Source organism: Streptomyces racemochromogenes (assembly GCF_044129415.1).
In the GTDB taxonomy this organism is placed as follows: Bacteria; Actinomycetota; Actinomycetes; order Streptomycetales; family Streptomycetaceae; genus Streptomyces; species Streptomyces racemochromogenes_A.
The window spans coordinates 1-12,538 of sequence record NZ_JBBDHD010000163.1; the positions used below are offsets into that span (position 1 = coordinate 1).

At 74.4% G+C, this 12,538-nt stretch carries 9 protein-coding genes; 4 read left to right on the forward strand and 5 right to left on the reverse strand.

The window, feature by feature from the left end; genetic code table 11:
* Positions 1-40: 40 nt before the first annotated feature.
* Together WDV06_RS33410 and WDV06_RS33415 are read right to left on the reverse strand one after the other, a co-directional pair.
* Positions 41-898 (reverse strand): glutamate ABC transporter substrate-binding protein, encoded by an 858-nt coding sequence (locus WDV06_RS33410; protein WP_395513573.1) that lies wholly within the window; start codon positions 896-898, stop codon positions 41-43.
* Positions 899-996: 98 nt separating this feature from the next.
* Positions 997-1,782, reverse strand: coding sequence for an amino acid ABC transporter ATP-binding protein (locus tag WDV06_RS33415; RefSeq protein WP_395513574.1), 786 nt, complete (start codon positions 1,780-1,782; stop codon positions 997-999).
* Positions 1,783-2,072: 290 nt separating this feature from the next.
* Here WDV06_RS33415 and WDV06_RS33420 point away from each other — a divergent pair, with 290 nt between their 5' ends.
* The gene (locus WDV06_RS33420) at positions 2,073-2,795 is read left to right on the forward strand and encodes a response regulator transcription factor (protein ID WP_395513575.1); all 723 of its coding nucleotides are present in this window, start codon (positions 2,073-2,075) and stop codon (positions 2,793-2,795) included.
* Between the two features lie 12 nt (positions 2,796-2,807).
* Complete coding sequence (locus tag WDV06_RS33425) at positions 2,808-4,220, forward strand: sensor histidine kinase (protein WP_395513576.1); 1,413 nt, start codon at positions 2,808-2,810, stop codon at positions 4,218-4,220.
* A 4-nt stretch (positions 4,221-4,224) separates the two neighbouring features.
* On the opposite strand, the gene WDV06_RS33430 is transcribed toward WDV06_RS33425, so the two are convergent.
* Both WDV06_RS33430 and WDV06_RS33435 read right to left on the reverse strand, forming a co-directional pair.
* Positions 4,225-6,387: an endo-beta-N-acetylglucosaminidase gene (locus WDV06_RS33430; RefSeq protein ID WP_395513577.1), complete on the reverse strand. Its 2,163-nt coding sequence runs from the start codon at positions 6,385-6,387 to the stop codon at positions 4,225-4,227.
* A gap of 90 nt (positions 6,388-6,477) precedes the next feature.
* Positions 6,478-7,728, reverse strand: a complete 1,251-nt coding sequence (locus tag WDV06_RS33435; RefSeq protein ID WP_395513578.1) for a glycoside hydrolase 5 family protein — start codon at positions 7,726-7,728, stop codon at positions 6,478-6,480.
* A 1,039-nt stretch (positions 7,729-8,767) separates the two neighbouring features.
* Between WDV06_RS33435 and WDV06_RS33440 the strand changes: the two genes are divergently transcribed.
* Entirely contained in the window at positions 8,768-9,691 is a 924-nt protein-coding gene (locus tag WDV06_RS33440) for an ROK family protein (protein WP_395513581.1), read from the forward strand.
* A 7-nt stretch (positions 9,692-9,698) separates the two neighbouring features.
* Here the strand turns inward: WDV06_RS33440 and WDV06_RS33445 are convergent, their stop codons facing one another.
* Entirely contained in the window at positions 9,699-10,694 is a 996-nt protein-coding gene (locus WDV06_RS33445; RefSeq protein WP_395513579.1) for a TAXI family TRAP transporter solute-binding subunit, read from the reverse strand.
* Between the two features lie 196 nt (positions 10,695-10,890).
* Here WDV06_RS33445 and miaB point away from each other — a divergent pair, with 196 nt between their 5' ends.
* Positions 10,891-12,411, forward strand: a complete 1,521-nt coding sequence (gene miaB / locus WDV06_RS33450) for a tRNA (N6-isopentenyl adenosine(37)-C2)-methylthiotransferase MiaB (protein WP_395513580.1) — start codon at positions 10,891-10,893, stop codon at positions 12,409-12,411.
* The last annotated feature ends 127 nt before the right edge of the window (positions 12,412-12,538 follow it).

The window sequence follows — 12,538 nt, forward strand, 5'->3', positions numbered from 1 at the left end:
GCCCGCGGACGGGCGGGCGGCGGCGCGCCTCACCGGGAAATCAGCTGCCTTCGGTGATCTGCGGGGCAGGCTCGTTCTTGTAGTTGGCCGGGCCGAGGTTCTTCTTCACGGCCGCGTCCCAGCTGCCGTCCGCGACCATCTTCTTGAGCGCGGTGTTGATCTTGGTCTGGAGCTCCTTGTCGCCCTTCTTCAGACCGATGCCGTAGTTCTCGTTGCTCATCTTCAGGCCGACGAGCTTGAACTTGCCCTTGTTCTTCTCCTGCGCGGCGTAGCCGGCGAGGATCGAGTCGTCCGTGGTCAGCGCGTCGACGGCCTTGTTCTCCAGACCGGTCAGGCACTCGGAGTAGCCGGGGAGCTGCTGGAGGTCGGCTTCGGGGGCCAGGTCCTTCTTGACGTTCTGCGCCGAGGTCGATCCCGTGACGGAGCAGAGCTTCTTCTTGTTGAGGTCCTCGACCTTGGTGATCGAGCTGTCGTCGGCGCGGACCAGCAGGTCCTGGTGGGCCAGGAAGTACGGGCCCGCGAAGTCGACCTTCGCCTTGCGCTTGTCGTTGATCGAGTACGTCGCGGCGATGAACTTGACGTCGCCGTTGGAGATCAGGTTCTCGCGCTCGGCGCTGACCGCCTGCTTCCACTCGATCTGGTCCGGCTGGTAGCCGAGCTCCTTGGCGACGTACGTGGCCACGTCGACGTCGAAGCCCTCGAACTTGCCGTCGGGGGTCTTCAGGCCCAGGCCCGGCTGGTCGAACTTGATGCCGATGGCGATCTTGTCCGACTTGGTGCCGCCGGAGGCGCCCGTGTCGCCGGCGCCGTCCTTCTTGTCGCCCCCGCCACAGGCGGTCGCCGTCAGCGCGAGGACGACGGCCGTGGCCACTGCCGCGCCGGCCTTGAGAACCTTCATGGTGAACTTCCCTCAGGTGAGACGTTGTTGAACGACGAGCTGGACACGTCGTGTGCGACGGCGGGTGCCGTCGACCGGATCACTACCAGACGCGGGCGTCAGTGGTGCAGGATCTTGGACAGGAAGTCCTTGGCACGGTCGCTCTTCGGGTTGCTGAAGAACTGCTCGGGAGCCGCCTGTTCGACGATCTTCCCGTCGGCCATGAAGACGACCCGGTTCGCCGCGGAGCGGGCGAAGCCCATCTCGTGCGTGACGACCACCATCGTCATCCCGTCGCGGGCGAGCTGCTGCATGACCTCCAGCACCTCGTTGATCATCTCCGGGTCGAGGGCCGAGGTCGGCTCGTCGAAGAGCATCACCTTCGGGTCCATCGCCAGCGCCCGGGCGATGGCCACGCGCTGCTGCTGGCCGCCGGACAGCTGCGCCGGGTACTTGTCTGCCTGGGAGCCGACGCCCACCCGGTCCAGCAGCGACTGCGCCTTCTCCGCCGCGGCCGCCTGGTCCGTCTTGCGGACCTTGATCTGACCGAGCATCACGTTCTGCAGCACCGTCTTGTGCGCGAACAGGTTGAACGACTGGAAGACCATGCCCACGTCGGCGCGCAACCGGGCCAGTTCCCGCCCCTCGGAGGGCAGTTGCTTCCCGTCGACCGTGATGGTCCCCGAGTCGATGGTCTCCAGCCGGTTGATGGTCCGGCACAGCGTCGACTTGCCCGAGCCCGAAGGACCGATCACCACGACGACCTCGCCGCGGGCGATGCTCAGATCGATGTCCTGAAGCACGTGCAGCGCGCCGAAGTGCTTGTTGACGTTGCTCAGTACGACCAGGCCGTCCGCGGCGCCCGCCGCGTCCTGCGCGTCCTTGGCCACTGATACTCCGCTCATCGGCTTCTTGCTCCGTCCTCCGTCGGTTGGCAGGACAGTAGTGACGCGGCGCGCACAGCGTCATCACATCTGAGCGAGAATTGAGCATAACGATAAGGCCTCGCGCCGATACGCTCCGTGCGCTGCGCCCATGGGTGCACGATGTACGCGTACCGGGTGCATAACGGAAGACTCGCCGGGCCGGAACCCTCTTGACGTGGGACTCTCCATCGGCGTGGATGCATGGTGGCCCCTGCGTGGGGGCCGCCCGAACGGAAGACGAAGAGCGAGAGAAGGAGAGGGGGACGACCATGAGACTGCTGCTCGTCGAGGACGACGACCACGTCGCCGCCGCCCTGTCCGCGATCCTCGCCCGGCACGGCTTCCAGGTCACCCACGCCCGCAACGGCGAGGAGGCCCTCCAGGCCCTGCTGCCCGCAGGGGCCCAGCCCCCGGGCTCCCCCTACGGGGTGATCCTGCTGGACCTCGGCCTGCCCGACCAGGACGGCTACGAGGTCTGCGGCAAGATCCGCAAGCGCACCAGCACCCCCGTGATCATGGTGACCGCCCGCGGCGACGTCCGCTCCCGCATCCACGGCCTGAACATGGGCGCCGACGACTACGTGGTCAAGCCGTACGACACCGGCGAACTCCTCGCCCGCATCCACGCCGTCGCCCGCCGCACCGGCACCTCCGACGACACCACCATCACCGGTGGCCCGCCCGGTGATCCCGGCACGGTCCGGCTCGGGCCGGTCGCCGTCGAGCTGCCCACCCGCCGCGTCACCGTGAACGGCACCGACGTCCCCCTCACCCGCAAGGAATTCGACCTCCTGGCCCTGCTCGCGCAGCGCCCCGGCGTCGTCTTCCGCCGCGAGCAGATCATCAGCGAGGTCTGGCGCACCAGCTGGGAGGGGACCGGACGCACCCTGGAGGTCCACGTCGCCTCCCTGCGCTCCAAGCTCGGCATGCCCGCCCTCATCGAGACCGTCCGCGGGGTGGGCTACCGGCTCGTCACCCCGGCCGCCCCCTAGCGGGGCCCCGCCGTGCGCGCCCGCCTGCTCCCGCTCCTCGTCGTCCTGATGGCGGGCGTGCTGCTCGCCCTCGGGTTCCCGCTCGCCGTCAGCCTCGCCGCCGCCCAGCAGCAGAAGGTGGTGGTCGACCGGATCGACGACAGCGCCCGCTTCGCCGCCCTCGCCCAGTTCGTCATCGACGCCGAGGGCTCCGGGGCCACCGGCGCCGACGAGCGGCGCGACACCCTCCAGCTCGAACTCGCCCGCTACCACGAGCTGTACGGCATCCGCGTCGGCATCTTCTACCGCGACGACAACGCCATGGTCCGCGCCCCCGGCTGGTGGCAGCTGCCCGACTCCGACGAGGCCCGGCGCTCCTTCGAGGAAGCCCTCGCCGGACGCCGCAGCCACGACCCCGGACAGGTCTGGCCCTGGCAGGTCCACGGGAAGCTGCTCGTCGTCTCCCCGGTCGTCCTCGACGGCGACGTCGTCGCCGTCGTCGCCACCGAATCCCCCACCGACCAGATGCGCGCCCGGATCCTGCACGGCTGGCTGCTCATCGCCGCCGGGCTCGCCGCCGCCATGCTGGCCGCCTTCGGCGCCGCCCTGCGCCTGACCGGCTGGGTGCTCAAGCCGGTCCGGACCCTGGACGCCGCCGCCCACGGCATCGCCACCGGCCGCATGAACTCCCGCGTCGCGGCCGCGAGCGGCCCCCCGGAACTCAGACGCCTGGCCCGCTCGTTCAATGAGATGGCCGACAACGTCGAAGAGGTACTGGAGCAGCAGCGGGCGTTCGTGGCGGACGCCTCCCACCAGCTGCGCAACCCGCTCGCCGCGCTGCTCCTGCGGATCGAGCTCCTCGCCCTCGAACTCCCCGAGGGCAACGAGGAGATCGCTTCCGTGCGCACCGAGGGCAAACGCCTCGCCCAGGTCCTCGACGACCTCCTCGACCTGGCGCTCGCCGAGCACGCCTCCGCCGAGATCAGCCTCACCGACATCGGCGCCCTCGCCGCCGAGCGGGTGGCCTCCTGGCGTCCGTACGCCGAGGAGAAGGGCGTGCGGCTCACCGAGACGGGCCGCTCCGCCGTCACCGGCTGGGCCGACCCCATCGCCCTGTCCAGCGCCCTCGACGCGGTCATCGACAACGCCCTGAAGTTCACCCCGGCCGGCGAGGAGGTCGAGGTCTCCGTCTCCGCGGAGGGCTCCAGCGCCCTCGTCGTCGTCGCCGACCGGGGGCCCGGCCTGACCGAGGAGGAGCTGCTGCGCGTCGGCGACCGCTTCTGGCGCAGCGGCCGCCACCAGAACGTCAAGGGCTCCGGGCTGGGCCTGTCGATCTCCCGCGCCCTGCTCGCCACCGGCGGCGGCACGCTCTCCTACGCCAAGAACCCGCCGCACGGGCTGCGCGTGACCGTGGCGGTGCCGCGCACCGACCCTGGCGCCGACTGACCCCTCACCACCGGAAACCGGCGTGGGCCGCCGCGGAGACCGCGTACGTCTCGTCCACCGCCCGCAGCTCGAAGGCGGCCGCCCGCTCCCCGGCGGCGGGGGCCAGGCGGGGCAGGTACAGGGCCGTACCGCAGGTTCCGGCCAGGAAGCGGCGGGTGCCGTCCGGCAGGCGCCGGTACAGCTCGTAGTGCCGGACCGGCCCGGGAGCCCGGCGCCAGGACAGCCGGAGCTCGGCCTCCGCGCCCCGGCGGGCCGAGGCGTCCACCCCGAGGTGCGAGGGCGGGGCCGGGTGCCGGGCGGCGGTGGTGTCGCGCACCGACAGGGCTCCGAGCCGCCAGGACACCGGGGAGTTCCCGCGCGCGGTGATCCGTACGGCAAGGGCGTACGCGGTCTCCCCGGCCAGCGCCGCGAGGGGTATCCGGGAGGTCCGCCAGCCCCCGGCGCCGCCCGCCCGGCCGGCCCGCAGCCAGGTGTAGGGCACCGGCCCGCCCGGGGCGGCCGGCTCGCGCGGGGCGACGCCGAACTCGACGTCCACCGGCTCCGGGCCGCCGGTGTGGACCAGCTCCGCGACCGTGGAAGCGGTCAGCGGCAGCCGCACCGCGTGCAGGCCGACGGCGGCGGGGGCGGTGAGGGAGCCCCTCACGAGCAGGCTGGAGCCGCCGCGCCAGGCGTCCGCGAAGTCCAGGGACACCTCCGGGCGCGGCTCCGCGCCGTCCACCACCCAGCGGCGGCCCGGGAGCCGGTCCTGGAGCCCGAGGTGGTTCCAGGGCTCCTCCGATACGGCCCGGCCGCCGTCGTACCAGCGCAGGCCGTGCCCGGTGTTGAAGGAGCAGGCGAACGGGAGCCCGCTGACGGTGGACCGGTCGGCGACGGCCGTGGCGGGGGCCCGCCAGACGGCACCGGGTGCGGGGCGGGCCGGGTCCAGGGACTCGCCCGTCCAGAACCGGTCGTCGGCGCGGTGGAAGGCGCCGGGGGAGCGGTCGGCGAGGTGGTTGCGGGTCCACTCGGGCCGGTAGAACCCGAGGCTGACCACGTGGTCCCGCCCGCGCGGCACGATCGCGTCCCACCGGACCTCGGCGTCCCAGCCCCGGGACTCCACGTCCACGGCCGCCCACAGCTCGTGCCGGGAGCGGCCGAGGCGCTCGGCCAGGGCTCCCGAGGCGGCCAGCGACCCGGGCGTCCAGCGGAAGTCCACGAACATCGTGTCCGCGACCCGGCCCGTCCGGTCCTCGAAGAACTCCTGGTTGAGCGCGTCGAGCGCCCCCCGCCAGCCCACCGCGCCCGTACTGTTCATGGCGTCGTACCAGGTGATGCGCAGCCCGTGCGGCTCCCCGGCGGCCCGCAGGGCGCGCAGGAAACCCCGCATCAGGGTGGCGAGCGCACTGTCCCCTCCGTCCGTCTCGGCGTTGACGAACCAGCCGTCGAAGCCGTACGCCCGCGCCACCTCGGCCAGCTGCTCCGCGACGGGGTGGCGGCCGTCGGGGTCGCGCCGGACCAGGTCCCGGGTCCAGCGCAGGTCGCCGCCGTAGGCGACGGGGGGCAGGAAGACGGTGCCCAGGACCGGGACCCCGTTGCGGTGGGCGGCGTCGACCACGGGCGCGTTCGGCGCGAGGACCAGGCCCTCCCCGGCCGAACCGCCCCAGAAGACCAGCTCGTCGAGGTACGCCCAGTGCGTCAGGGCGTAGAAGTCGGCGGTCGCCGAGCCCTGGGAGGGGTTCGCGGCCGTGGGCCCGAAGGAGACGAGCGCGGCGATCCTGGCCCGGCCCGCACGGGCGTCGGCGTTCGCCGGGACCGGAGTGAAGCGTGGGGCCAGAGGGACGCTCGCGGTGTTGTGCGCCAGGTCCGGATCCCCCTGCGGTGTCCACTCCTTGAGGGAGCGCCAGACGACCCCCGGGCCGGGCGTCCCTCCGGGGAGGGAGTCGGGGAACCAGTACGAGGCGTACGGGGCCAGGCCGCCGGGCTCCGGCGCGGGGGCGGCCCGCACGGTGGCGGCCCCCGCGGGGGCCTCCCGTGCGGGGCCGGCCTGCGCGAGGGCCGTACCGGGCGGCAGGACGGCGGCCGTCCCGGCCCCGGCCCCCAGCGCCAGGACGGCGCGGCGGGACGGCGGCGAGGGGACGGCGGTACGGGCCCGCGGATCGGGGCCGTCTCCGGGCACGGGCACGGGCATCGGGGCTCCTCGGGGCTCGGGCGGCACGGGGCGGGACGGCACGGGGCCGGGCGACGGCGTGAAGCGTGGCGGCGCAGGGGCAGGGGCGGGCTACCGGACGTCTTCGACGCGGAGCACCTCCGTGATGCCGCGTGAGGACAGCCGGGCCGGGTCCGCGACGTGCTCCGCCCGTACCACCGCCGGGCGTACCCCCTGCCCCGCCAGGACCGCCCAGGCCTCGAAGAACGCCCCGCCCGGCGCGCACGCCGAGCGGGGCGCACCCGGGCCCAGGGCGAGCGCGGTGGACCGTACGGCCGGCCGGTGTTCCCGTCCCCGCCAGGCCCCGGCGATCCGGGCGACGGCGGCCCCGGCCGGCTTGGCGCGGCGGTCGTTGGTGAGCAGGCCCAGCCCGTACTCCAGCTCCGGGAAGTCCGCCAGGTCCCGGGACACGTCGTGCGAGCACCACCAGGTCACCCCCCACAGGCCGGGGCAGTCGAGCGCCGCCGCCAGCGCGGCCTCCGTGAACTCCGCGGCGTGCTCCGGCGGGACCAGCGGCGCCGGCGCCCCGACCTCCTGGAGCCAGACCGGGCGGTCGGGGTCCTCGGCCCAGGCCTTGGACAGCTCGATCAGGTACGCGGCGTGCTGCTCGGTGGCCGCCCCGGCGCGCCCGTGGCGCTGCGCGGTGCCGTTGAACACCCAGGAGTGCACGGCGGTGGCCGCACCCAGCCGGGCCGCCTGCGCGGGGGTGAAGGGGTGCCCGTCGCGGTACCAGACGGCGTCGTACTCGGCGTGCAGGTGGAACCGGCCCGGCGCGCCCTTCTCGCAGGCGGCCAGCATCCGCTCCAGCCAGTGCTGCGCCTGGGCGGCGGTGATCCGGTCGGGATCGGGGTGGGGCGCGTCGGAGAACTGGTTGACCTCGTTGCCGACGGTCATGCCGAGGAAGTTCGGCCGGTCGGCGAGGGCCGCGGCCAGGGTGCGCAGGTACTCCTCCTGCGCGGCGACCACGTCCGGATCGGTGAAGAGGCCCCGCCGGTGCCAGGTGGTGGTCCACGCGGGCAGGAAGTCGAAGCTGGACAGGTGCCCCTGGAGGCCGTCCACGTTCACGTCGAGCCCGCGCTCGGCGGCCGCGTCGGCGAGCGCCACGAGCTGTTCGACGGCGCGCGGCCGGACCAGGGTCCGGTTCGGCTGGAAGAGGGGCCACAGCGGGAAGACGCGTACGTGGTCCAGACCGAGCGCGGCGACCGAGTCGAGGTCGGCCCGGACCTCGTCGAGGTCGAAGTCCAGCCAGTGGTGGAACCAGCCCCGGGTAGGGGTGTAGTTCGCGCCGAAGCGCGGGGTGCGGGGGCGGGCGGCGCGGTCCATGAGGGGTCCCGGAGTTCAGGGGGGATTCGCCGGACGCCCACAAACTGCCGGGCCGGTCCGCCGGACGTCAACAGGGCCCGCGGCGGCCCGCGTCCGGATTCCGGCGGCGGGTGGCCCGGGCGCTCCGGCCGTTCCGGCGGCCGGGAGTCCTCGCCGCGGCCGCCGCGGTCCGGTACGGGCGCGCGTACAGGCTGCCGGGGACCGAGCGGCAGGCCGGTTCCGGCCGTGCGCCGGACCGGAGGGGCCGTCCGCCGCCGCGGACCACCGGGGCCGGATCGCGCGCTTCCGTCCGCGTACGGTACGGCCAGCGGGCCGGCGGCGGGAACACCGCCCGCGGCCCCGGGCGGGCCCGTGCACGGCACCGCCCCCGGGCACCGCACCCGCCGCAGCGTGACCGGGCCGCCGCGGTGCCCCCCCGGGGCCTCCGGTACCCGACCGCCCGGCCCGGGACGCCACCACCGGCACCAGACCCGCCTCCGGCACCCGGCCCGGGGGCGGACCCCGTGCACGGCCCCCGACCGCCCGGCCCGGGACGCCGGCACCGGCACCAGACCCGCCTCCGGCACCCGGCCCGGCGCCGGACCCCTGCCTGCCCCGGGACCCCTGCCTGGCCCCGAGAGCCCGGCCCGGGACGGCGCCGCCACCGGCACTCGACCCGCCTTCGCCACCCGACCCGGCGCCGGACCCCGTGCCTGGCCCCCGGCCGCCCGGCCAGGGACGCCGCCGCCCAGTCGACCCGCCTCCGGACCCCGTGCCTGGCCCCCGGCCGCCCGGCCCGGGACGCCGCCGCCAACGGCGCCCGGCCCGGCGTCGGCCCCGTGCCGGGCCGGCCCCCCGGGCGCCCGGCCCGGAACGGGGAGCGCGCGCCGCCCCCGGCGTGAACCCCGCGCGAGAACGGCCGCGCCACCGGCCGCATACTGAAAAAACCGACCTCTTTCAGGAGTTCAGGAGCGCCCCCGTGACCACCCCCACCTCAGCCTTCCCCATCCCGCGCGCGGCCGCGGCGGACGTCGCCGCGGCCGAGGCCGCCGGCCCGGCCGTGGCGATCGACATCGGGGGCACGAAGATCGCCGGGGCGCTGGTCCACCCCGACGGCACGATGACCGCGGCGACCCGCCGCCCGACCCCGCGCGGCACGGACCCGGAAGCGGTCATGGCGGCGGTCACCGACGTGATCGCAGACCTGTCCGCGGACCCGCTGTGGGAGCGGGCCGTCCGCTGCGGCATCGGCAGCGCCGGCCCCGTCGACACCTCCAAGGGCACGGTCAGCCCGGTCAACATCGGTGCCTGGCGCGACTTCCCCGTCCAGGAGCGGGTCACCGCCGAACTGGGCGCCCGCGGGGCCCGGATCCCGGTCGTCCTGGCGGGCGACGGGGTGGCCATGACGGCGGCGGAACACTGGCTCGGAGCGGCCCGGGGGCACGCGAACGCGCTGTGCATGGTGGTCTCCACCGGGGTCGGGGGCGGGCTGATCCTGGACAACCGGCTCCACGCGGGCCCCACCGGCAACGCCGGTCACATCGGCCACATCAGCGTGGCCTTCGACGGCGAACCCTGCGTCTGCGGCGGCCGCGGCTGCGTCGAATCCCTCGCCTCCGGCACCGCCATCGCCCGCTGGGCCCTCGCCCAGGGCTGGACCGGCCCCGACCCGACGGCGGCGGGCGTCGCCGCCTCCGCCGCGGCGGGCGACCCGGTCGCGCTGGCCGCCTTCGACCGGGCCGGGCGCGCCCTGGCCGCCGCCATCGCGGCCACCGCGACCCTGGTCGAGACCGACATCGCGGTGATCGGCGGCGGGGTCGCCGCCAGCGGGGAGACCCTCTTCGGGCCGGTCCGGCGGCACCTGGCCTCGTACGCCGCGCTGTCCTTCGTCCGGGGCCTCCGGGTCGTCCCCGCCGCCCTCGGCACCCACGCCGGGCTCATCGGCGCCGCGGCCGCCGCGATGATGCTGACCTCCGCCGGCTGACGGTGCCCTACGGCTTGACGGAGCGGTAGTACCGCCGGGCGCCCTCGTGCAGGTCCAGCGGGTCGGTGTAGATCGCCGTGCGCAGGTCCACCAGCTGCGCCGCGTGCACCTCGCGCCCGATCCGGTCCCGGCTGAGGATCACCGTCCGGGTGAACCGCTCCGTCAGCCGCGCGTCCGTGCCCTCCTTGGTGACCAGCAGGTTCGGTACGGCCAGCGTGGCCACCGACGAGGTGTTGCGGGCCCGCGCGTAGGCGTCCTGCGGCATCACCGCCGCCCGGTAGTACCGCGCCGGGCTGCCGCTGGCCTGGAGCTGCTCCACCAGGTCGCCCAGCTGGACCAGCCGGATGTCGAAGCGCTCCGACAGCTCGCGCACCGCGTTCGTCGGCAGGCCGCCCGACCAGAAGAAGGCGTCGATCCGCCCCGCCTGCAGCTCCTCCGGCATGGTGTCGATGCCTATGCCGACGGGGGTGATGTCGTGGGCGGGGTCCAGCTTGGCCGCCCGCAGCAGCCGCTCCGAGACCAGCCGCACCCCGGAGCCCTCCTGGCCGACCGCGACCCGCTTGCCCCGCAGGTCGCGGGCCGACTGCACCGGCGAACCGGCGGGCACGACCAGCTGGACGTAGTCGTCGTAGAGCCGCGCGCACCCGCGCAGCTGCTCCGCGCCCGGCTTGCCGTCGGCACGGTACTTGGCGACCGCGTCCGCCGTCGCGATGGTGAAGTCGGCCTCGCCGGAGGCCACCCGCTGGAGGTTCTGCTGCGAGCCCTCGCTGGTCTCCAGCCGGACCTTGACCCCGGGCATGTCCTGGGCGAGGGCCTGCTCCAGCAACTGTCCGTAACGGTGGTAGACGCCCGTACGGACGCCCGTGCTGAAGGTGAGCCGCCCCGTGAGCGCGGGCTCCCCGAACGGCCGCGTCCACCACAGCAGCACCCCGAGCACGGCCAGCACGGCGACCAGCCCCACGAGCAGGCGGCGCGGGCGGACACGGGGTGGTACGAGGGGCATGTCGGCGATCCTCCCACCCACCCGGCCGTCCTGTCACGGCCCGCCGGTCCCGAGGGGCCCGCCGGTCCCGAGGGGCCCGCCGGTCCGGAGGGGCCGGCCGCTCGGCCGCGGTCCGGCAGCCGCCGCTCCGGCTCCCGCTCCCGGCCGCCGCCGTACGGGGGACGGGGGGCGCCCCGGCACCGCCTACCCTTGTCGCATGACCAGCAGCAGCGACCGGAGCCCGGCAGTGGTGGACCCCAAGGGAACTTACGAGGTGCGCACCTACGGGTGCCAGATGAACGTGCACGACTCCGAGCGACTCTCCGGTCTGCTGGAGGACGCCGGCTACGTACGGGCCCCCGAGGGCTCCGACGGGGACGCCGACGTGGTCGTCTTCAACACCTGCGCGGTGCGCGAGAACGCCGACAACAAGCTCTACGGCAACCTCGGCCGGCTCGCCCCGATGAAGACCAAGCGCCCCGGCATGCAGATCGCCGTCGGCGGCTGCCTCGCCCAGAAGGACCGCGACACCATCGTCAAGAAGGCCCCGTGGGTCGACGTGGTCTTCGGCACGCACAACATCGGCAAGCTGCCCGTCCTCCTGGAGCGCGCCCGCGTGCAGGAGGAGGCCCAGATCGAGATCGCCGAGTCCCTGGAGGCCTTCCCCTCCACCCTGCCGACCCGCCGCGAGTCCGCGTACGCCGCCTGGGTGTCGATCTCGGTCGGCTGCAACAACACCTGCACCTTCTGCATCGTCCCGGCGCTGCGCGGCAAGGAGGAGGACCGCCGTCCCGGCGACATCCTCGCCGAGGTGGAGGCCCTGGTCGCCGAGGGCGTCTCGGAGATCACCCTGCTCGGCCAGAACGTCAACGCGTACGGCAGCGACCTCGGCGACCGCGAGGCCTTCAGCAAGCTGCTGCGCGCCTGCGGGCAGATCGAGGGCCTGGAGCGGGTCCGCTTCACCTCCCCGCACCCCAAGGACTTCACCGACGACGTCATCGCCGCCATGGCCGAGACCCCGAACGTGATGCCGCAGCTGCACATGCCGCTCCAGTCCGGCTCCGACCCGGTCCTGCGGGCGATGCGCCGGTCCTACCGGCAGGAGCGTTTCCTGGGGATCATCGAGAAGGTCCGCGCCGCGATCCCGCACGCCGCGATCTCCACCGACATCATCGTGGGCTTCCCCGGCGAGACGGAGGAGGACTTCCAGCAGACCATGCACGTGGTGCGCGAGGCCCGCTTCGCCAGCGCCTTCACCTTCCAGTACTCCAAGCGCCCCGGCACCCCGGCCGCCGAGATGGACGGGCAGATCCCCAAGGAGGTCGTCCAGGACCGCTACATGCGCCTGGTCGCCCTCCAGGAGGAGATCTCCTGGGAGGAGAACAAGAAGCAGGTCGGCCGCACCCTGGAGGTCATGGTCGCCGAGGGCGAGGGCCGCAAGGACGGCGCCACCGCCCGCCTGTCGGGCCGCGCCCCCGACAACCGCCTGGTCCACTTCACCAAGCCGGACGAGGAGGTCCGGCCGGGCGACGTGGTGACCGTGGAGATCACCTACGCGGCCCCGCACCACCTGCTGGCCGAGGGCCCGACCACCGCCGTGCGCCGCACCCGCGCGGGCGACGCCTGGGAGAAGCGCAACGCCGCCCCGGCCCAGCCCCAGGGCGTCATGCTCGGCATCCCGACCCTCGGCGTCCCGGCCCCGCTGCCGGCGGCCACGTCGGGCTGCGCCATCGACTGACCGGGACCCCTCCCGGCACCGGGGGGGGGGGCCGCGGGGCGGGCCCGGGGGGGGGGGGGGGGGGGGGTGTTTTTTTTTTTTTTTTTGGCCCCGCCGTTATTGGTTTTTTGTTTTATTGGGTTGGGGG

What these genes read in the sequence shown, in the direction of transcription:
- WDV06_RS33410 (WP_395513573.1), bottom strand. Translation starts at nt 898, where the DNA reads ATGAAGGTTCTCAAGGCCGGCGCGGCAGTGGCCACGGCCGTCGTCCTC.
- WDV06_RS33415 (WP_395513574.1), bottom strand. Translation starts at nt 1,782, where the DNA reads ATGAGCGGAGTATCAGTGGCCAAGGACGCGCAGGACGCGGCGGGCGCC.
- WDV06_RS33420 (WP_395513575.1), top strand. Translation starts at nt 2,073, where the DNA reads ATGAGACTGCTGCTCGTCGAGGACGACGACCACGTCGCCGCCGCCCTG.
- WDV06_RS33430 (WP_395513577.1), bottom strand. Translation starts at nt 6,387, where the DNA reads ATGCCCGTGCCCGTGCCCGGAGACGGCCCCGATCCGCGGGCCCGTACC.
- WDV06_RS33435 (WP_395513578.1), bottom strand. Translation starts at nt 7,728, where the DNA reads ATGGACCGCGCCGCCCGCCCCCGCACCCCGCGCTTCGGCGCGAACTAC.
- WDV06_RS33445 (WP_395513579.1), bottom strand. Translation starts at nt 10,694, where the DNA reads ATGCCCCTCGTACCACCCCGTGTCCGCCCGCGCCGCCTGCTCGTGGGG.
- miaB (WP_395513580.1), top strand. Translation starts at nt 10,891, where the DNA reads ATGACCAGCAGCAGCGACCGGAGCCCGGCAGTGGTGGACCCCAAGGGA.